Consider the following 20,309-nt stretch of genomic DNA (forward strand, 5'->3'; position numbering starts at 1 on the left):
GCACGGACCGACTTTTACTGCGAGATTGTCGGAATGGCCACACGATAGAAGCCACGTGCACCGCTCAGACGGGTGGAGTCTGTCTCCGTGAAAGTGGCGCTGGTGCCGTTGCTGGTCACGGAGCCGATATCGGTCCAGGTGCTGGAATCGGGCGACCATTGCAGCGTGTAGGTGGTGCCGGGCGTGGCCTTGAAGTCGAGCTGAATGAGGCTGTTGTTGCCGTACCGGGTGAAGCTGGCGACGGCGAGGGACTCCACCGCGTTGTTCACCACGAGGAACTGTCCCATCAGGCCTTCGTCCTCGTGGTTCGAGAAGTGGCAGTGGTACATGAAGGGATTCGTGTTGCTGGCGAACCCGTCATACTTGGCAATGAAGGTCACGGTCTGATTTTGCGCGATGAAAAACACGTCCTTCCAGCCCTGCTCATAGGATTTGATGCCGGCATTGTTGCCGCCAGTTCGCGAGATGAGAGTGAACTCGATGTCGTGAATGTGGAACGAATGGCTGAAGCCGGAGGTATTGGTGACCGTCCATTTTTCAACGGCATTCAGATTCAAGGTCTGATTATAAACCGAGGGGCTGTAGGCCAGATTGTCGAAGGTGAAGGCCGTGCCTCCCGTGCCGCCGGTGATGGTCACGGTGCGGCTGTTGGTCACATCGTTGGTGGTCCAGAAGGTGTTGGTGGTGAGGGTCGAAGGACGGGTTGTGACGGGATTGGCGGTGGTGGCACCGATGTTGATATGCAGGACGTTGAAGGTCGTGTTGTTCAGCAGGCTGCCGACCGGTCCGGTCGAACTGGGTTCACCACCGGGGAAGTCGTTGGCCTGGCCGGAATTGAAAGCCTGCAGGTCGACGCTCGATCCTAACGTGTCGCCGCTGAGATCGACCAGAATTTCAGCTCGCTCGCCTACGGCGAGTACAATGCGTGTCAAAGCGACGGGTGCGTTCACCAGCCCGCCATCCGTGGCGATTTGGTAAAATGTCCGGCCGTCGCTGAAGCCAAGGTTGTAGCTGCGTTCGATCTCCGCATTGAGGATGCGCAGGCGTACATACTGCTTTGGGAGCGTGACCTGTGGGCTGAGGGTGCCGTTGACCATCGCATAGTCACCGTAGGCGATGTTCGTGGTCACAAACTGGTTCGAGGCCCAGCGACGGCTGCTCAGTGCGAGTGGGATGTCATCCACACCATAGGTGCGTGGCAGGTTCAGCGCGGACTCGACGGGATCGCGAATGATGATCATGCCGCCGCCGCCGCGCGTGAGCTGCTGCTGGGTGAACTCGTGCAGGTGCGGGTGGTACCAGTAGGTGCCGGCGTTGTTGTCCACCTTGAAGCTCGGCTTCCAGGTGGTGCCTGCGGGGATGGTTTGATGCGGACCCCCATCCATGATGGCCGGGATGTGGAAGCCGTGCCAGTGTGTGGTGGTGGTGTCCGTGAGGTTGTTCGTCACGTTCATCTGCACCCAGTCGCCTTTGTTCATGATGAGTGTGGGACCCCAAAACAGCATGTTGTTGTAGGCGTAGGTGGTGGTGTCCGCGGTGTTTTGGAAGGTGGCGTTGCCAAAGCGCTTCGTGGTCTGGTGCAGGTTCAGATTGAAGGTGGTGCCTGTCATCACTTCGGGAATGATGAGGGGATTGTAAGTCTGGGTGGTGGTCAGCGTCACGTTCACCGGCGCGGTCGTGGTGGTGTTTCCAGCGCCATCGGTGGCCACGGCAGTGATGCCATTTGTTCCGTAGCCCAGCGGCACGGTGATGCTCCAGGTGGCGAAGTTGTTGGAGGTCGTGGCAGTGACGCCGTTCACGGTCACGCTGCTGATGCCAGATAGAGAATCCGAACTGGTGCCGGTGACAGTGATGCTGGCCGTGGCGGTGGAGGTAGCGGAAGATGGCGAGGTGATCGCAACCGTCGGACCAACACTGTCCTGCAGAGAGGAAACAACGCTGCTGTAACTCGACGAGCCGATGTTATTCGTGGCCAGGACACGATAATAATAAGTCACTCCGCTGGTGAGATTGCTGAACGACGCGGTGGCGCTGCTGACCGTCTGAGTCGAGAGCACGGTGCTAAAATCAGGTGTCGCCGCGATTTGCACGGTGTAGCTCGTCGCGGTTGCGACGGAGGGCCAGGTGAGTGTCTTCACACTTCCCTGGCTGTAAGAGGGCAGCGCTGCGATGACGGGAGCAGAGGGCGCGGTGGTTGCATTGATCGTGAGGCTCACGCCGCGTGTCGTGCTGCCCGTTCCGTTCGTGCTGTTGGTGAAGGTGATCGTGTCGCTGTAAGCCCCCGCGGCAAGGCTGTTCGCATTGGCGTTAAAATTCGCCGTTACCGTGGCGTTTGCTCCTGCGGCGAGCGTGCCGCTGGTGGTGTCGAGCGAAAGCCATGTCGCGGTCTTTCCAGCGGTCCAGTTCATGGAGGCGTTGCCGGTGTTGGTGATCGTGTAAGTCGCGCTAGAAGGCGTGAACGCGCCGCCTGCATTGCCGATGGCGGTGAGGCTGGTCGAGGGGGTGACGCTCATCACAGGTGCGCCTGCGACCACGGTGTACGAATTGCTCGAACTGGTGGTGGAAGCGGTTGCGCTGTCCGTAGCGGTGATGGTGTAGCTCACCGTGGTTCCTGTGGCCTGCGCCGGAATGCTCGCGCTGTAGGTGCTGCCGCTGGTGTTCGTCATGCCGACGGTGACTGGATTGCTCGTGCCACCAACGGTGACGACGATGTCATCAAGATAAACATGGGGCACGGTGCTGGCGCCGCCGCCGACGAAGCGGAAGCGAAGCTTCAGCGTGCTCACGCGTTCGGCGGCGCTCAGCGTGTAGCTGATCTGCTGGAAGGCATGGTTGCTGCCGGTGAGTTCGCTGGCGCGGGTGGTGTAGGTGGTGCCATCCGTGCTGGTTTGGAAATCCCAGCCTTGCACGCCGGACAATCCAGTGGTGCCGATCCAAAACGTGACAGTGGCGGAGGTTCCTGTGGCGTTGATGGCATTGGTCGTCGTCATCGTCGCCGCCGTGATGTTTGGGGGATTGTTCGTGATGTCCATGCCATTCTGGTTTCCTTGTCCCACAGGCGTGTGGTTGGCGGTGGCATTCTGAGCGAAGGGCGATTGCTGTGGGCCATTGAAGGTGATGGTCCAGGGATAAACGGTGCTGGTGCCGGCCCAGTTTGTCACCGCTGTGGTGGCCATCGTTTCATTAAAGACCGTCGTCGCAGTCGATCCCGTGTTGTAGGTGAGCTGTGCGGTCGAGATGGTGCGACCGGAGGGGGGAGTGATGCTGGCGCTGACGGAGACGGTGTCCGTGCTCGTCGGAGCAGCAGGAGTTGTGGTGATCGAGGCAATCGTCGGCGTGCTGGCGGTGACGGTGAGTGTGAAGCTGGAGGTGGCGGTCGCAGCACCATCATTGACCGTCACGGTGATCGTAGCCGTGCCTGTTTGGTTTGACGCGGGTGTGATCGTCACCGTCCGGCTCGCACCACTGCCTCCAAAGGCAATGTTCGCATTGGGTACGAGTGTTGTGTTTGATGAACTGCTGCTGACGGTCAGACTCGCCGGCCCTGTGTCTGCATCGCCCACCGTAAAGGCGATGGCACTCGTGGCGGTGTTTTGAGAGGTCGATTGATTGGAAATGGCACTGATCGTCGGCGCAGTATTGGTGCCGGTGACGGTGAGTGTGAAAGCCGTGCTGGTGGTGGTGGTGCCATCATCCACGGTCACCGTGATGGTGGATGATCCCGTCTGGCTTTGCGCTGGGGTCACGGTCACCGTACGGCTGGTGCCACTACCGGCGAAGGCGATGCTGGCGTTCGGCACCAGGGTGGTGTTGGATGAAGTGCCGCTCACAATGAGGCTGGTTGCGGCGGTTTCGGCATCGCCGATGGTGAAGCCGATGGCGCTCGTGGCGGTGTTTATGGCCGTGGATTGCGCGGAGATGCCGGTAATCGTCGGTGCCGTATTGGGCGTGAGCGAGTAGCTGGCCACTGTGCTCTGCGATACCGTTGCTGCGGTCTGGCCATTGGAGTCGTAGGCGGCCAGAGCAGTGCGGCTGACGCGCCCGTATTCAGTGCCGGTGGAGTTGAGCGCCGTGTAATTCGTGGTCGCGGAATTGGTGGAGGCGACGAGTCCTGTGGTCTTCGTGGTCCAGGAAGACTGGTTGGTTGAAGCCTCCACGGTGTAGGTGCCGCCTTCGGTCGCATTCCACACCAGCGTCACCGCTGTGCCGGATACGGACGGGGTGTTGATGGTGAGGGCTGCATTGGCTCCGCCGATGAACTGCTGTGTCAGCGGCGTGTCCGCCGTCATCACGGCTGCTGTGGTGCCACCGCCGGTGGGGCTGCCGTAATACTGGCGGCCGGTCGTGTAAGGATACTGCGGCGTGCCGTCAGCGTTGATGGTGGTGAAGTACGCCCACGTGCCGGAAGGATATTCAGGCGTCACGCAGAAGCGCACATTCTGCTCATTGAGATCGTAGTCGCGAATGGTGGCACCGGTGGTCTGCGTCTGGCCCAGGTCGGCACGATTGTCGAAATCTTCAATGTAATGGCCCAGGGCGTAGGTCGTGTTCACAGCAGGGCCGTATTGTCCGCTCGTGAGGGTGGTCTTGCCCTGAATGCGCTGTGCCCAGAGCGGCAGCACCTGGCGGACGGTGATGGCCGTGGTGCCATTGGTGCCATCCCGCAGGGTGAAGCTGGAAATCATGCGCCGGATGCCGCTGGAGGCATTCGTGGGGTCCGAGTAACCATACGGTCCGTATACGGGCAGCCCGTCCGCCGCCCAGGCGAGAATCGGGGAGTGCTTGGAAGGTGCAGCCGCAGACTCGGTGTAGCGGTTCGTTGTGGCATTGTAATCCACATGATCACCGAGCTGATAGCGCAGCGCGATCGGGTGGGCGTGGTAGTGGTAGTTGTTGCCGGCCTGATGTGCGAGCGCCGGATCAAACGTGACGCCTTCATTGAACCAGCCGTCGCGGTTCCAGATGCCGTCTCCGGTGAGGCCATTGACCGGGGTGGCGTCTGTGGCGCTCGCATTCACATAGGAAAAGGCATCGCGCGAATCAAACATCGAGACGCCATTGACCATGCGTCCGGTGGCACCCAGGCCCGTCAGCGTCTTTGTGGCGGGGATCACCGGCACACGCGGAATGCGGTACACCGTTGCGGTATTGGAGGGAAAATTGGGAAAGTTCGTGGTTTTTGCCGCATCAATGTACCACGGTCCCATGATGTGGGAGGCCAGGCCTGTCGTGCGGATGTACACCCAGTTGGCCGAATAATTGACCTCGTTTACATCGGCGTAGGCCGGGCTGGACTGGGTGCCGGAGCCGCGGGTCCAGGTGGTGGATTTTGTGCCTGCGGTTTCATCCGCGGTGCTTTGGTAGATCCGGGCGTATTTGCCAGAGTTGGCGGTAAACCACGAAGTGAGCTGCGGATCGGCATGCAGCGGGGCTGCAGAAATCAGGAGGAGCAGGAAAAGGCGCGTTTTCATGGCTGGGTGGTCGTTGCTCCAGATTTAGAGGCTGCCAGATGAACGAAGACTGCGAACAGGGATAAATTCGCATTTATCTTATTCCAAGCCGGGCCTGGAGGAGCGGGCCGGGATGGCGGGCCGCATGCCTGCCATCCCCCAACGGAATCGTCAAGGCTTCAAGTCCCGCAGATTGACCATGAGCAGGTGCTTCACACGGGGCGGCTCGGTACTGCGGTGAAAATTTATCACTGCCTGTTCGATGCGCTGGTCCTCCATTGTCGCACGCTCGTGCTGCCGCAGGTGCTCGGCCCAGGAGCCGACGAGAAAAGTCTCGCGGTAGTGGGTGGGATCTTCCAGGTCCGCAAAGAGCGAGCAGCGGAATGCGCCATCGCGCAGGCGGACCTCGCGCAGATGCAGCATGGCGGCGCGGAATGCGGGCGCGTCCTTGGGATCGATGTGATATTCAATGGTGATCAGCACCGGGCCGTCGCTGGGCGCAGGCTCGTTCATGATGGCGCTGTGAGGCAGCATGTGGCCGGAGGGGCTGAGGTCCAGCTTTTCCACATGGCTGATGGGGAGCAGCCGGGCGAGTACGGCACTGACGAGCAGGCACCCGGCAGCGATGCCAAGCGCCACCGGCGCTTGCAGTTGGCTGGCCAGCTGCCCCCAGGTGAGCGCACCGATGGCGAAGGCCCCCTGCATGACCACCAGATAAATCGCCGAGCTGCGCGCGCGTACCCAGTTTGGAAACACGCTTTGAGAGGCCACGCTGAAGGTGTTCATGCCGCTGATCCATGCCGCACCTGCGACCATGAGCACAAGGCCCATGGCGATCTTGCCGGGCACCAGAGCCAGGATGCCTGTCATGGCCGCAGACACCACGCTTGCGCCAAAGAGAACATGATCGAAAGAAAGTTTTTGGCGCAGCTTTGGCAGCCATAGCAGGGCCATGAGAATGGCTCCGCCGCCGTAGCAGCCCATGAGAATGCCGAAGTCTGAGGCCGTCCACTGCCGTGAATGAACGATGACAGGCAGGAGCACCACGGGAGCCACCGCCGCAAACATGTGGATGCCGCCGCGACACAGCACCGCCTGCATGGCGCGGGCATGCCGTGCATAGCGGATGGCGGCGGCCATGGCTCCGAGCATCTGCTCCTGCTGCGCACTGCGCGGAGTGGCGATGTAGCTGCCGGTGCACATGACGACGATCACCGCCATGAAGGACAGCGCATTCAGCGCAAACACCGGCGCAGGGCCGCCCAGAGCTGCGAGCAGCATGCCGCCGAAGATGGGGCCGAGGGAGCGCGCGATGTTATAGCCCACGCCATTGAGCGCGATCGCAGAATGCAGCTGCTCACGCCCCACGACTTCTGGTATCAGGGCCTGCCAAGCGGGCATGGTGAAAGCCGAGGCCACCCCGAGCTGAAAGGTGGCCAGCAGCAGCAGCGTCTGTGTCAGCGCACCATACCAGGCCAGCAATGCCATGCCGGCGGCGGTGAGCAAGGCTCCGGTCTGCGCGACGAGAATCAGCCGCCTCCGGTCCACCAGATCCGCCAGGGCCCCCGCGGGCAGCGCGAGCAGGAAGAGCGGCAGGCTGGACATCGTCTGCATCAAAGAAACGAGGTAGGGCGAGCTCGTCATCGTGGTCATCGTCCACACGGCAGCGGTGTCGTTCATCGTGGTGCCGATGTTTGACCCCACGCTTCCCAGCCACATGGCGCGATAGACAGAGTTTCGAAGCGGAGACCAGGCTGACATGGGTATCTACATAACGCTTTTCCCCGCCGCTGCGAGCGTGCAATTTCCTTGCCGGCAAACCTCGCGCGATTGCGTGACAAGGCCGCGCTCGCCAGCGGCGTATGAATCACTACTTCTTTTGCCATGTTCACCCGCCGCCAGTTTTTGCACACCGCCGGACAAGGCTTCGGCGCGCTCGCGCTTCATTCTCTGGCCGGGGCCGAGACCGCGCACCGTTCGCAGGTCGTGGCGCCCAAAGCTAAACGCGTGGTGCAGCTCTTCATGGCAGGTGCGGCCAGCCATGTGGACCTTTTTGATTACAAGCCCGCGCTGATCAAGCACCACGGCGAAGACGCGGATTTTGGCGAAAAGGTGGAGGCTTTTCAAAACGGACTTGGCCCGTGGAAAAAACCGGTGTGGGATTTTAAGCACTACGGCAAGAGCGGTAAGATGCTCAGCGATGCCGTCGCCCCCCTCGGCGCCTGTGCGGATGAAATGGCCTTTGTGCACAACATGGTGGGCAAGACGGGTGTGCACTCCCAGGGCACGCTGCTGCAGGCCACCGGATTCAATCTTCCCGGCTTCCCCGGTGTCGGCTGCTGGGTCAGCTATGCCCTCGGTTCTCTGAGCGATAATCTTCCCACCTTCGTCGTGCTGCCGGATCATCGCGGCTTTGCTTCAAACGGGCCGAAGAACTGGGACAGCGCCTTTCTGCCTTCGCAGCATGCGGGCACCATTATTTACCCTGGTGCCGAAACTCCCATCGCGGATCTTTTCCCGCACAAAGCCGGACGCTACATCAGCGCGAAATCAGATCGCGAAGGCTTTGCGCTGCTGGAGCAGCTCAATCGTAAACACATGGCCGCTCATCCGGAGGACTCACGCCTCGAGAGCCGCATTCAGAGTTACGAACTCGCCGCCAAGATGCAGCTCGCCGCCCCGGAGGCGCTCGATATTTCCAAAGAATCCGCCGCCATGAAAACCCTGTATGGCATTCAGGAGCACCGCAAAGTCTGGCCCACGGAGATCAATCCTGAGGAAGAGGCCGACTGCATGGGACGCAAGTGCCTTGCCGCACGGCGCCTGCTGGAGCGTGGCGTGCGCTTTGTGCAGATCTGGAGTGGCAACGACAACGGCTTTCCGCGCCGCAACTGGGACAGCCACGAAGACGTCGAGCGCGACCACGGCCCCCTCGCCTGGGGCATGGCCAAGGCCGTTTCCGCCCTCATCCTCGATCTCAAACAACGCGGCCTGCTCGACGACACCCTCATCCTCTGGACCACCGAGTTTGGCCGCATGCCCAGCACGCAGGGCGGCAAAGGCCGTGACCACAATCCCTACGTCTTCACCAACTGGCTCTGCGGCGGCGGCATCCAGGGCGGGGTGACCGTTGGCGAGAGCGACCAGTGGGGCTACAAGCCCCTCGACCGTGCGAACCCCACCACCTGCTACGACATCCACGCAACGATGATGCACCTGCTGGGGATTGATCACACGCAGCTTACGGTGCGGCACAATGGCATTGATCGGCGGCTGACGGATGTGCATGGGCAGGTGATTCGAGGGCTGGTGGGGTGAACAAAGTAGTCCGGAGCTTCAGCTCGTGGGATCGGGCTGCGTTGCCGAGACGAGCCAATGGCCATGGCTACTCTCTTCTAAAGCTTCCATTGCGCTGCAAATGCCATGTCTGCTCAAGGAATAGAGAAGAATCGAAAGCGCGATTAACCGCAGTTCCAGGGCCATGAACAACGATTCGTGTCAATCCACGCGCAGGCAGCCTGGGCAGCACCTCCGAGGCCACTGCCCAGCCGGGCTGCCCTCTGCCGCCATCTCCAAATTCGGGAAGCTTCAGGCTTCTGGACAGGCGGAGTTTTTCCGCATTGCTGAGAGACTCCTGCGTGTCCCAATCAAGAGTCACGACGTAGGCGCCTGGAAGCAGAAGGCTGGCACTGTCTTGATAGCGGCAGATGAGGGCCGCTTGATTCCATGGCAGATTTGGATCCAAACATTCCAGCAGATTAGCCTCTGCATGGTCCTGACGAATATGCAACTTGCCAAGACTCTCAAGAAACGAGGCGGGATTAAAGCGTGGGCCACCGCCGTGCTTCGGCAGGGCATTCCATTCCACACAGGAGCCTGTTCCATGGACCTGAGCCGTGCTGGTTCGTGGTGATTTGACTTCCCCGGTAAAAACATTCCTGCGATGCGCTTCAACCTCGAGAGGCTGGTTCAGCACTGCGCAGAAGCTCAGGCCTTCATCATTTTTCAGGTCAACCTTCTCCGGCTGAATCCAGGCTTCCTTGTCACTGAGATCAAACTCCACCGCACGTGTTTCACCCGGTTTGAGTTCATAGGCGATTGGGACATTGCCGGTGTATGACCAAAACTGGTGCCGGTAGTTGGCAATGGCTTTTCCCGTTTTGTCATAAACCTCAAAATGAAAAATTTGCTCGCTCCATGATCCACCGGTCCACATTCCGGTGTTGCGACTCGCGGAAGTGTTTTTCACCGCCACGGTAAGTTTGGGTGGCGACAGCTTTGTGATCGAGAGTTCTAGCGGAGTTGATGCTAGGACGATGCCGCTCATTCCCCACATCATGGCAATGAACAAAACGCTCTTCATGTCATGAAGTAAATCTGAACAGCGTGACGATGTCCAGTCTTGTTAAAGATCTTCCAGAGGGGGGCTAGAACAAAATATTCCCCACAAACCCCTCCACATGCCGCGGCAGCTTGCGATGCCTCCTCGTCACCGCCACCACCTCACGCTCAAAACGCTCGCTGTAAGGGAGAGTCACAATCGACTCTTTCCTCCGATAAAGAGCCAGCGCCCTGCGTGGCACAAACGCGAGGCCGAATCCCGATGCCACGAGATTGATGATAAGGTCAAAGCTGTCCAGCTCCATCGCGACCGTGAGATCGAGTCCCTGACGTTTCAGCCATCGGCGGAGATTCTTCCCCGTGTTCGTCTCAGCCGCGATGTGCAGCCAGGGCTGCTGCGCCATCCAATGCCGGAAGTGCGCGGCTCGTTTCATGGGTGCTTTGGCCGCCATGCTCGCAGGCACGATCAGCTCAAAAGCATCCTTGAAGCGATGCGTGACCCTGATCGAGTCCGGCAGGGGCGTCGGCGGACACAGCACGCCCACGTCGATCTCACCCGCTTCCAGAGCGGTGAGAATGGCATTGCTGGCATTGTAGCTCACCCGGCACACCACTTCGGGATGCCGCTGATGATTCGCGTGAAACAGCCCCGGCATGTGCGCCATCGCGAGAGTGCGGGAGACGCTGACTCGCACCTCTGGCCGCACCGAGCCGAACTCTGCCTGCAGCCCGTCCAAGGCAGAGGCCACTCCGCCGATGAGACGCGTGGCCTCCACTGCCAGAAACTTCCCGGCCTCTGTAATCTCCACCGACCGCGTGGTGCGGTTGAGAAGGGCCATCCCCAGCCGCTCCTCCAGTGCCTGCATCTGCCGTGTGAGTGCGCTTTGGGAGAGGCCTGCTTCACGCGCAGCCCTCGTAAAGCTCCGATGCTTCACCACAAGATGAAACAGGTGCAGTGCGTAGAGATCGAAAGGTTTTGAGGCGAGGTATTCTTGCATCCGTTGCAATAATGCCACGTTTTTATGCATTTCACGCAAATACCTTGAGATGCGAAGACATGGGCGCGGATACGAACAACCCCGCATTCATCATGCCCAACATCGAAGATCGCCTTCCTCAAAACGCCTCCGGCCGTTTCTACGTCGACAACACCTGCATCGACTGCGACATGTGCCGTGGCATCGCTCCGGACTTTTTCCGACGTGATGACGACATCGGCCAGACCATTGTCGTCCGTCAGCCCGTGACCGATGCAGACATCCAGCTCTGCATGGAGGCCCTCGGCAGCTGTCCCTCAGAGTCGATCGGACAAATGGAGGAGCTTGCGCGTAGCCACTGACTTGCCTTCTCCTCCGGGCTGCATAGTCCTGCACCATGCAGCCCACCTTTCGCCTTCTTTGCCTGGTCACCCTGATTTTCGCATCGAGCTCCCACGCCGCTGACGGCGACACCCAGGTGCTCAAATGGAAGGATGGCAAAAAAGCCGCCTTCATGCTCGCCTTCGACGACAGTGCGCCGAGCCAGCTCAAGAATGTGGTGCCGGAGCTGGAGAAGCGGAAGATCGTGGGGAATTTTTATCTCGTCACCGGCAACGGTTTGTATTCCGCGTTGCGGCTGCGCTGGGAGGTTGCCGCACGCAGTCCCTACGTCGCGATCGCCAACCATACCTTCACCCACAAAGGCGTGAACAACGCGGCGGAACTGGAGCCTGAGCTGGCGAAGTGCAACGAGGTGCTCTACAAGCTGAAGCCCGAAGGCAAACAGCCGAGGCTCTTCGGTTTTGGCAGGCCGGGTGGGGTGCCGTGGAAGGTCACGCCGGAGGAACAGGCCGCTGCTTTGGCCAAGCATCAGCTCTGCGACAGACCACCATTCGCAGGGCCACCGATCAACTACAAATCTGCCGAGGCCACGGTCGCAGCCGTGGATGACGCCATCGCCAAAGGTGAAATGGGGCACCTGGATTTTCACGGCGTCGGTGAAGACTGGCTCGTCACTCCGGTGGAGTGGTTCAACGCGCTGCTCGACAAGCTGGAATCCGTTCGTGATCAGGTCTGGATCACTGATGTGGTGTCGTGGCATCAGTATGTCTGCGAGCGCAGCAGTGCCGAGGTCAAGAACTTGAAGTCTGGCAAAGACGCCATCAGCCTGGAGCTTTCGTGCAAAGCCGATCCCGCGCTCTACGACCTGCCGCTCACGCTTTCGACGAAAGTGCCTGCCGATTGGAAGAAGAGCGTTGTAACGCAAGGCCCGAACTCCGCCACGGTGGCTGTGCGCGATGGCGCTGCGCAATACGATGCTCTTCCCGGCGGCGGAGAAATCATGCTCAAAAAAGCGGAGTGATGGACCTGCCTCTGCAGGTTCGTAGTGAGAGCATGCGCAAAATCATGCTTCTCCTTTCGGTGCTCGCACTTCCAGCGTTCGGCGAAACGCTGCGTCTCGCCACGTTTCGTGCCGATGTCACACCGCCCGTCGGGGCACCTTTGTGCGGAGGACTGGTCAAGCCGGTGGCAGGAGTGAGCGAGCCCCTGCTGGCTCTGGGCGTGGTGGTGTGGAGTGATGACAAACCTGTGGTGCTTTGTGCCGTGGACTGGTGTGAGATCCGTGCCGGGGATCATGTGCACTGGCGCGAAGTGCTGGCGCAGGCGGCCGGTACCACGCCGGAACGCGTGGCGGTGCACAGCCTGCACCAGCACAATGCACCCATTGGAGATGGAGCTGCGCACCGGCTGCTGGCAGCATGTGCCTCCCCTCCGGCCGTGCTTGATCTCGACTGGGCCGAACGCGCGCTCCAGGGCGTGGCTGCAAGCGTCAAGGACGCACTGCGCAATGCATCCCCTTTGACCCATCTCGAGCGTGGCGAGGCGGCGGTGGAAAAGGTGGCCTCCAACCGCCGCATCTTGGGGGAAGACGGAAAGATCGCCAAGATGCGCCTGAGTGCCACCAAGGATGCAGCGCTGCGCGATCTGCCTGAGGGCCTCGTCGATCCCATGCTCAAGACACTCAGTTTCTGGAATGGTGAAAAGAAACTCGCCGTGCTGCACTACTATGCCACCCACCCCATGAGCTACTATGGCGATGGCATGGTCACCTATGACTTCGTCGGGACCGCGCGCGAGCGCCGCACCCAGGCGGATGGCGTGCCGCACCTTTACTTCACCGGCTGTGGCGGCAACATAGCGGCGGGCAAATACAATGACGCCAGCAAAGAGGCCCGTGTGCGCCTCGGTGAAAACATTCACGCCGCCATGGTCGCCTCCGAGAAAGAGATGAAGCGCGTGCCACTGACCCGGATCGAATGGCGCGCCATCCCGGTCGTTTTGAAAGCGAACCCCGAATTTCCCGAAGAGCGCATGCTGAAGGTATGTGAAAACGCCGCCACCGCACCCTCAGCCCGCATCAGCGCCGCCTTTCGCGTGGGCTTCACACGTCAGAGCGCCGCCAGCGTGCCCATCCAGTTCACCAGTCTGCATCTTGGTGATGAAGTCTGCCTCCTGCATCTGCCCGGTGAGACCTTCATCGAGTATCAGCTCTTTGCGCAGCAGCAGCGCCCCGGCGGTTTCGTTGCCACGGCCAGCTATGGTGACGGGGGCCCTGGCTACATCCCTCTCGAAAAATCCTTTGCCGAAGGCGGCTACGAGCCCACGCAGGCGTTTGCCGCACCCGAGTCCGAAAAGATCATGCGCGAGACGATTGCCGCGCTGCTGCGCAGAAAGTGAGCGCGGCTATTTCGCAGGCGGTGCGCGCTCCGGTTTCAGATGCTTGAACAGGAAAATCCACATCGCCTGCGGATCGGAACCATCATCCTTGGTTTGCAGCACGTTCTCGATGCCCAGCGCATCCAGTTTCTCCTTCAGCATCGCGCCAAACTCCGGATGGTGGATCGTGATATTGGGCGACGTCGCCGCTGGAAAAGGCGTCCCACCGAGGGGGCTCGCGTAGCGCATGAAAGTCGGCGGATCATCCTTCGTCACGTGTGTCAGGGGGCTGGCGTCATCAATCACCTTTTGCATCTCCGGGGTGTTCAGTTCATCCAGGCTCTTCACGCCAAAGAACATCGGCATTGCCGGATGAATCGTGGGCGAGCCGCCCACACGCGCGAGGATAACTTTTGGGTCCAGCGTCGTCGGCCCGATCACCGGCACCACACACGTCACACGCGTGGAGAATCGTTCCACCGGATCGCTGGCATCCGCCTTCGCCATGTCTTCACGATAAGCAATCCACATTGCATTCACCGCTCCCGCCGAATCCCCTGTGAGGGCGATGCGCTGCGGATCGATGTGCCACTCTGCCGCCTTGCTGCGCACAAACTGCACCACCCGCGCCGCATCCAGCATCGGGGCAGGGTAGGGGGCGGAATCCTTGGTGCCGGTGGTGAAGCGGTAATTGGCAGACACCACGGAAATTCCCACGCGCAGCAGAGGTGCCGGGTTGAAGCTTTTCTTGTCACCGCCCGTCCAGCCTCCGCCGTGGTAGTTGATCAGCACGGGTGCAGGGCCCTTCGTCTGCGCCGGGTGAAAATCCAGCACGTCATTGTCATGCTTTCCGTAGCGCACATCGGTCTGCGCCCCTGGCTGGGCCGCAACCTGCGCCGCGAAGTGAAAAGCGCCGAGAAGAAGGCAGAGAGGGACACCCATCAAGTTCATCGGTTCATCAACACCCGGGGCCTACTTTGGATTCGATTTTCATTCATCCCATGACTGGGTGTTTTGAATGAACCAGTAACCATGACTGGACACCAGGCGGCCTTTCGTACCGCCACCGGCCAGGAATCCCCGGGTATGGCGCACTGAGTAGCTCCAGGTGCCGTCACTTTCCGTGCTGATCTTGATTTCGATTTTTGTCCCGTTCTTCCCGGTGGATTTCAGCTGATAGCTGCTTCCGAATACCTCGCCTTTTTCCTCTTTGAAAGGACCGCTCACCGCATCGGAAAAGGGCACCGCGGTGGGCGCGCGTTTCTGGATCTGCGCCATCAGCTCCTTGCCGGGATCGGCATCGTTGAGTTCGAAAAAAAGCGGCTCTTTGAAGTCCTGGAAGTCATCGCGCAGGAGATCATCGATCATTTCCACCGGGTAGTCGCCGGCTTTGACGCCGGACACGGGTCTTTCCAGTGCGGCAAGGGCTGCTTCATTGCCATCATCGAAAGCACGCTGCGCGGCCTTGTGCAGGAGGGCACGGTTGTTCAGCAAGGCGGGTTTCTGTTTGAGCAGCGCTGCCATGAACCGTGGATTTTTCGACCACGCCGCACGTTCCAGCAGAGTGCCGGAATACTCATCCTCTGGATTGATGGCGGCCGCCAGATCGACTCCTGCATCGATCAATGCGGTCATCAGCGTGATGCTGCCCTTCCAACATGTCTCTTCAGCCAGCGGTGTCAGATCCGCACGGCGCAGTTCCGGCTTGGGTTGGTCGGGCACCGGGTTGTGCAGGGCTGGCGTCCGGTCTTCGAGCACCCACCAGCCATGGCGTTGAACCATCCTGCCCGTGACTTTTTCAACAGGCATGGAGATGGAGTCAGCCGCTGTACCACTCTTCACCGGACGTCCTTCGAGCAGGCATGCCACTTCCCACCCCAGTTTGTCGGCGAGCGGTTTCAGAGTCACCGCAAGGTGAACGCCCGCTTCTCCGGAGATCCGGTGGGTAAACCACACGCGGGTGTCGCCGTGAGTCATGATCCGCGTCGGATCCGGCTTGGTCATGGAAATCGGAAACGTCTGATCGCGTCGTCTGGCGATCTCCCTGGTAAATTCATCCGGCGGCTCCGCACCATTGAGCGACACGAAAACCTGCAGCGGCTCAGGGATGTTGAACAAGCCACCCAGGAGATCAATGGCAGCCCGGGGCATTTGCTCACTTTCTTCAGGCCGGTCGGTGGGTATCTGCAGCAGCGTGGCCAGATCATCCCGCTTCAGGGCCAGCGCGAGGTCAATGGGGCGGACATTTTCCTGCGACGCTGAGGCCGGGAAAGCACCCTGGTCCCTCAGCCAGCCGACCATCTCGCTCTTTCCCCAGGCGACTGCAAACATCAGAGCGGACAGGTCTGGATCCTGGGCATTTTCTTCTACATCCGCGAGGCTTTGATCAATGCTCAATCCCGACTGCAAAAGGGCTGCATACAAGGCGGTATTGTTGTCAGCGATCGCGCGACGGGCCGCACGTCTCAACGGCAGTGAATCCTCTCCATGGGCCGCTCCTGTGAGCGCTGTGGTTGTCAGTACTAGAAAAGTGGAAAGAGTGATCGCCGCCCTCATGAACTGAGCATGACCAGTCCTGTCACCACAGTCAATTCAAACTCTTCTTACGCCTTATGCGGTGCCATTCGGGACACGCATCTCCTTCGCGATTGAAAGTTGATTCAACATGGATGTTCCGATACAGCATGACGCCATGATCCTCGACACTCTCGAAAATTCCGCCCGCTATGAGTCTCTGAACTCGCGCTTTGCCAAAGCTTTCGCCTACCTCCGCACGGTGGACGGCACGCAGCCGCTGGGCCGTTTTGACATCGATGGCGACCACTGCTTTGCGCTCGTGCAGACCTACGAAACGAAGACCCTGGACAAGGCGAAGTTCGAAGCGCACCGCAAATACATCGACATCCAGTTCATCCACAGCGGCCGCGAGACCATCCTCTGGGCACCGCTCGCCGCCATGCAGGAGGAGACCATGGCCTACAACGAGGAGAAAGAAGCGGCCCTCTGGAAGCTCATTCCTGATGTGACGCCGCTGCACATGAGCGGCGGGCACTTTGCCATTCTCTACCCTCAGGATGCCCATGCGCCCTGCGTTGAGTGGGACAAACCGGAGCAGGTCTTCAAGGTGGTCATTAAAGTGGCCGTGGAATAAGGCAGCCGGCCAGCGGGTGGAAGAGCAGGCGTGACAGCCGCGCGGAAGCATGGCCTTCTCGGAATTGCCCATGAAAAGAATCGTGCGTGACAACATCGCCACCCGGCGTTTCTTCAGGCATCGTGTCGCCATGCCCTGAAGCATCAGCCCCACAGGCCCTGCAGCACTTCTTCTTTTTTGACGCCGAGCGGAAATTTTTTGCTGAATGCGTGATCTTCGATCCCCGCAAACTGCCGCAGCGCGTGGTGGATGTGCTCCGGCCGCACGCGGACGCCGTGGTCCTTGTCGATGGCGAGTGATTGAGCATTGAGCGGCACATGAAGCTGGCCTTCGTCCGTGGCGCCGAGCACGCGATTCCCCCGGATGCCGGCGCCGAGGAACATGATGGAGCCAACAGACCAGTGGTCCTTGCCGTTGCCTTTGTTGTAAGTGGGTGTGCGGCCCATTTCGCTTTGAATGATCACCACCAGCTTGTCGCGGATCTTGAGCTCCTCGGCCCGCCGCAGCAGATAGGCGATGCCGGCGAGAAACTCCGGGATGAGCTTCATCTGGTCCTTGTCGTTGTTTGCGTGGCTGTCGAACTGGCCGATGCTCAGATTCGCCGAGACGCACACACCCGCCTTGAAGGAGGCCAGCGTGATCTCCGCCTGCTGTGACAGCCGCTCTTTGGGAATCTCCTTCGGAATGTGCGGCGTCACCCGTTGCAGCGCCTTCGAGTTGATCTGCGCGGAGTACAGCATGCTCTGCGCACGCTCCACCCGCGGGAGGCGAGGCTGGGAGGAGCGGCCAGCCTGCTGTTCATCCAGCGCCTGGTTGATGCGCTCCAGCACAAAATCTTCGTGGTACGGAGAGCGCGCATTGCCCTCCACAAAGTCTGCGTTGGCAATCCGCTGCAGCGACTGCGGATACGGAACGCGGGACATGGCCACAACGTTGCCCGTGTTCGAGTAGTTGCCGAACGTCAGGTAGGAGATCGGGCAGGCCGGGCCTTTGCACGCGGCCACCAGCGCGGCAAAGGTGGGATAGGCCAGGCTGTCGAGCTTGCCCGTGGCCATGTATCTAGCGCCGGGCGCATGATTGTTCACGGAGTAGTCCAGGCCGTTCAGCGTCAGCAGCTCGCTGCCAAACTCCTTGTAAAAATCCTCGTTGCTCATCCCTCCGGCGATGTGCTTCGCATTCGGCGCAAACTTGTGCGCCCCGTGTGTGAGGATGTCACCCTCCTGATAGAGGCGGTTGATTTCATGGATGCTCTTCGGGTCCATCAGGTAGGTGGTGTCCCAGCCGCCGGAGGCATTGAAGACCACATAATACGGCCCCTCATACGCTTCGCCGTCTTTCGCGGCAGCGCGTGCGCCGGGGCATGCCAGGCCCAGTCCGGCCAGCGTGCAGCATTTGATAAAATCGCGTCTCATGATGGGCTATTCGTACAGGAAGTCGTACTGGCGCAGCAGGTAGGTCACCACGGCACGCCAGGCGCGCACGGTGTAGTGCGGGTCGGGCACGGGTTGCTCAAGACCCTGCCTGCAAAAATAGTTTTCCTCGGCGGCATGGCGCTGGTCCGCCGCATCCTTCACGATCCCGGCAAAGAGTTGAAACGTGCGCTCCACCTCCTTCTCATCCGCCCGGCCCAGCAGGCGCTCATGCAGGTGTGTGATGGTGCGTCGGATTCGGGCATCATGGTCCGAAGTGCCTGGCACGACATCGGGCTCGATCTCCGGAAAGAGGAGCCGTTTCGCCGCAGGCCGGCTGAAATCCAGCGCGGTTTCCTTGCAGGCCACATCGTTGGCCAGGATGCGCTGCAGCGATCCCATTGCACCGCTGGGGTCCGTGGCACGTTCGGTCACCTCCTTTGAATCAATGCCGCCATACAGCATCGCGAGCTGGTCGTTCAGCCTGCCCCACGGGCGGCCAAACACGGCGGCGATTTTCCGCTCCACCTGCTCCGGCGCGAGCATGCGCACGATGCCCACATCATCCAGCTCGGCCTGCCGTTCGGGATTGAGAGCCACGGTGGTCAGGCCGTCTGCGCGGTAAAAATCTGTGGCCACCCAGTCCTTGAACACCTGTTTCAGGTTGAAGCCGTTTTTAGCAAACCGTGCGGCGATGGACTCAATCACCGCCCGCTGCTCCTGCTGCGCGCGATACTTCGCGGCAAAGCCCGGATCATCCAGATCCTTGGGCGGCAGCAGAGCTCTGCGACCCGTGAGGATGTAATAGACATGCTCGACCATCGCGACGGCAAAGCGCGGGTCCTTTGCCGTGTGTTCGCCCAGCCACTGCAGGGCACGCCAGCGCTCGTCCCCCGGCAGGTCCACACCCTCGCAGCCCGCGCCAAACATATCCGTGAACCATCCCTCCTTGCGCTTGCCGTAAACGCCTTCAAACCGCCAGTAGTCCTGAAACAGCCCCGCGATGGGGTCGAGCGTCTTGTGGCACACCACGCACTCGGCGGCCTCCATCGTTGGCACCTTGTATTTGGCGGTTGTGGCTGCGGCGTCAGACACACGGGCCGCCAGCTCCAGCACATCCACTCCCAGAAAGTGCTGGAAATACATGCGTGCGCGCAGCCGGTTGCGGTTTGTCTCGGTGGTGGGGTAACGGCGCAGGTACTGAAAGGTGCTCAGCAGGCCCGCATGCGGATAAAATCCCGTCGCGCTGTCCTGGTTGTCCGCCTTGTTGCGCCCGATCAGCGCCTTCAGTTTCACCGGAATGTACTCAAAGGGGTCGTCGGGGTTTTTGAACTGGGATTTGATTTCCTCAAAGTTGCCGTAGCCGCGAGCCGTGTAGGGCGTGACCATGATGTAGTCGGCGGTGACGATCTCCGTGAACGGCCGGTCATGGCGCACGATGTGTTCGATCAGCTTCATTGGCTCGCCCAGCAGCGCTTCACGATACTGCCGCGCGAGTTTGTAGCCCGCCTGCCGCCGCTCCTTTTCATCCTGAATGTGGCTCAGGTCGTAAGTTTGAAACCAGTTCCGCGTCTTGCTGAAGTGGTCGTAGGACAGAATGTTGCTGTCTCCGCCGTCCGCGCCCAGCGTGAGGAAGATGTCGTTGAAGCTCTCCCGCAGCCGGTCGTAAAAAGCGTCCTCCTGCATCACCGCATTCAGCACCTGGGACATTCCGCCTGGCTGACCGAGCCGTTTCAGTTCCCCGGCCTCAGGCAGCCTTCCCGCCAGCGACAAGGTCACCCGCCGCAGCAGGCGTGCATCATCCAACATCGAGACACCCGCGAAAAACGGCGGCGCATTTTTCGGCAGCGTGTCGGGCTGCGGCTGGTCCGCCTTTTTCACGAAGGTCTCCAGAATCCGGTAGCCGGTGGAGCCCGGCTTCAGCACCTCCTCGCCCTCATGCTCCAGTTTTCCCGTGGCCTTCAGCAGCAGGCGCGACTCCCCGTCCTTCGCCGACTTCGCCATGCGGGTAAACGCGGCCTGGTTGTGCATCAGCGAGGCATGGCGCCCGGGCGTTGCATCGCGCGCCGGATCTTGCAGCACAAAGCGGCTCTCCTCGGCGTCACCTCCGGCCTTGTGGCATTTCAGGCACGACTGCGCACCCACTTTGGGCCAGACTTCCTCGGAAAAATACGTGTCCGCCTGCGCTGAAGAAATCAGGGCCAGGGTCAGCAGGCCCAGCACGGGAGCTCGGCTGGTGGTAGGATTCATCGCGGCAGGTCTC

At 60.5% G+C, this 20,309-nt stretch carries 13 protein-coding genes; 5 read left to right on the forward strand and 8 right to left on the reverse strand.

Going from position 1 to position 20,309, the window contains the following annotated elements:
* Positions 1–14: 14 nt before the first annotated feature.
* Together ACILSO_RS11810 and ACILSO_RS11815 are read right to left on the reverse strand one after the other, a co-directional pair.
* Positions 15–5,471 carry a YHYH protein gene (locus ACILSO_RS11810; RefSeq protein WP_395737609.1) on the reverse strand — a complete coding sequence of 1,819 codons (5,457 nt, stop codon included), beginning with the start codon at positions 5,469–5,471 and terminating at the stop codon, positions 15–17.
* A gap of 150 nt (positions 5,472–5,621) precedes the next feature.
* Complete coding sequence (locus ACILSO_RS11815; protein WP_395737610.1) at positions 5,622–7,211, reverse strand: MFS transporter; 1,590 nt, start codon at positions 7,209–7,211, stop codon at positions 5,622–5,624.
* Positions 7,212–7,334: 123 nt separating this feature from the next.
* Between ACILSO_RS11815 and ACILSO_RS11820 the strand changes: the two genes are divergently transcribed.
* A complete protein-coding gene (locus ACILSO_RS11820) occupies positions 7,335–8,768 on the forward strand; it encodes a DUF1501 domain-containing protein (RefSeq protein ID WP_395737611.1) in 1,434 nt (477 codons plus the stop codon).
* A 67-nt stretch (positions 8,769–8,835) separates the two neighbouring features.
* Here the strand turns inward: ACILSO_RS11820 and ACILSO_RS11825 are convergent, their stop codons facing one another.
* Positions 8,836–9,813, reverse strand: a complete 978-nt coding sequence (locus tag ACILSO_RS11825; protein ID WP_395737612.1) for a hypothetical protein — start codon at positions 9,811–9,813, stop codon at positions 8,836–8,838.
* Positions 9,814–9,877: 64 nt separating this feature from the next.
* Positions 9,878–10,789: a LysR family transcriptional regulator gene (locus tag ACILSO_RS11830; RefSeq protein ID WP_395737613.1), complete on the reverse strand. Its 912-nt coding sequence runs from the start codon at positions 10,787–10,789 to the stop codon at positions 9,878–9,880.
* A 92-nt stretch (positions 10,790–10,881) separates the two neighbouring features.
* On the opposite strand from ACILSO_RS11830, the gene ACILSO_RS11835 reads away from it, so the two are divergent.
* Genes ACILSO_RS11835 through ACILSO_RS11845 form a run of 3 tightly spaced genes read left to right on the forward strand, consistent with a single transcriptional unit; the run spans position 10,882 to position 13,507 of the window.
* Positions 10,882–11,130, forward strand: coding sequence for a ferredoxin (locus tag ACILSO_RS11835; protein WP_395737614.1), 249 nt, complete (start codon positions 10,882–10,884; stop codon positions 11,128–11,130).
* 35 nt (positions 11,131–11,165) lie between these two features.
* The gene (locus tag ACILSO_RS11840) at positions 11,166–12,131 is read left to right on the forward strand and encodes a polysaccharide deacetylase family protein (protein ID WP_395737615.1); all 966 of its coding nucleotides are present in this window, start codon (positions 11,166–11,168) and stop codon (positions 12,129–12,131) included.
* 32 nt (positions 12,132–12,163) lie between these two features.
* On the forward strand, positions 12,164–13,507 hold the full coding sequence (locus ACILSO_RS11845; protein WP_395737616.1) for a hypothetical protein: 1,344 nt from the start codon (positions 12,164–12,166) through the stop codon (positions 13,505–13,507).
* Positions 13,508–13,513: 6 nt separating this feature from the next.
* Here the strand turns inward: ACILSO_RS11845 and ACILSO_RS11850 are convergent, their stop codons facing one another.
* Positions 13,514–14,428, reverse strand: a complete 915-nt coding sequence (locus tag ACILSO_RS11850) for an alpha/beta hydrolase fold domain-containing protein (RefSeq protein ID WP_395737617.1) — start codon at positions 14,426–14,428, stop codon at positions 13,514–13,516.
* A gap of 48 nt (positions 14,429–14,476) precedes the next feature.
* Positions 14,477–15,910: a hypothetical protein gene (locus tag ACILSO_RS11855; protein WP_395737618.1), complete on the reverse strand. Its 1,434-nt coding sequence runs from the start codon at positions 15,908–15,910 to the stop codon at positions 14,477–14,479.
* A 268-nt stretch (positions 15,911–16,178) separates the two neighbouring features.
* Here ACILSO_RS11855 and ACILSO_RS11860 point away from each other — a divergent pair, with 268 nt between their 5' ends.
* Positions 16,179–16,637: a YhcH/YjgK/YiaL family protein gene (locus ACILSO_RS11860; protein WP_395737619.1), complete on the forward strand. Its 459-nt coding sequence runs from the start codon at positions 16,179–16,181 to the stop codon at positions 16,635–16,637.
* Between the two features lie 143 nt (positions 16,638–16,780).
* Here the strand turns inward: ACILSO_RS11860 and ACILSO_RS11865 are convergent, their stop codons facing one another.
* Both ACILSO_RS11865 and ACILSO_RS11870 read right to left on the reverse strand, forming a co-directional pair.
* Positions 16,781–18,049: a DUF1501 domain-containing protein gene (locus ACILSO_RS11865; protein WP_395737620.1), complete on the reverse strand. Its 1,269-nt coding sequence runs from the start codon at positions 18,047–18,049 to the stop codon at positions 16,781–16,783.
* A gap of 6 nt (positions 18,050–18,055) precedes the next feature.
* The gene (locus ACILSO_RS11870; RefSeq protein WP_395737621.1) at positions 18,056–20,296 is read right to left on the reverse strand and encodes a DUF1592 domain-containing protein; all 2,241 of its coding nucleotides are present in this window, start codon (positions 20,294–20,296) and stop codon (positions 18,056–18,058) included.
* Positions 20,297–20,309 lie beyond the last annotated feature (13 nt).

This window comes from Prosthecobacter sp., assembly GCF_044226605.1.
Taxonomy (GTDB): Bacteria; Verrucomicrobiota; Verrucomicrobiia; order Verrucomicrobiales; family Verrucomicrobiaceae; genus Prosthecobacter.

Coding starts and splice junctions, on each gene's coding strand:
- ACILSO_RS11810 (WP_395737609.1), bottom strand. CDS start 5,471: ATGAAAACGCGCCTTTTCCTGCTCCTCCTGATTTCTGCAGCCCCGCTG.
- ACILSO_RS11815 (WP_395737610.1), bottom strand. CDS start 7,211: ATGTCAGCCTGGTCTCCGCTTCGAAACTCTGTCTATCGCGCCATGTGG.
- ACILSO_RS11820 (WP_395737611.1), top strand. CDS start 7,335: ATGTTCACCCGCCGCCAGTTTTTGCACACCGCCGGACAAGGCTTCGGC.
- ACILSO_RS11825 (WP_395737612.1), bottom strand. CDS start 9,813: ATGAAGAGCGTTTTGTTCATTGCCATGATGTGGGGAATGAGCGGCATC.
- ACILSO_RS11830 (WP_395737613.1), bottom strand. CDS start 10,789: ATGCAAGAATACCTCGCCTCAAAACCTTTCGATCTCTACGCACTGCAC.
- ACILSO_RS11835 (WP_395737614.1), top strand. CDS start 10,882: ATGCCCAACATCGAAGATCGCCTTCCTCAAAACGCCTCCGGCCGTTTC.
- ACILSO_RS11840 (WP_395737615.1), top strand. CDS start 11,166: ATGCAGCCCACCTTTCGCCTTCTTTGCCTGGTCACCCTGATTTTCGCA.
- ACILSO_RS11845 (WP_395737616.1), top strand. CDS start 12,164: ATGCGCAAAATCATGCTTCTCCTTTCGGTGCTCGCACTTCCAGCGTTC.
- ACILSO_RS11850 (WP_395737617.1), bottom strand. CDS start 14,428: ATGGGTGTCCCTCTCTGCCTTCTTCTCGGCGCTTTTCACTTCGCGGCG.
- ACILSO_RS11860 (WP_395737619.1), top strand. CDS start 16,179: ATGATCCTCGACACTCTCGAAAATTCCGCCCGCTATGAGTCTCTGAAC.
- ACILSO_RS11865 (WP_395737620.1), bottom strand. CDS start 18,049: ATGAGACGCGATTTTATCAAATGCTGCACGCTGGCCGGACTGGGCCTG.
- ACILSO_RS11870 (WP_395737621.1), bottom strand. CDS start 20,296: ATGAATCCTACCACCAGCCGAGCTCCCGTGCTGGGCCTGCTGACCCTG.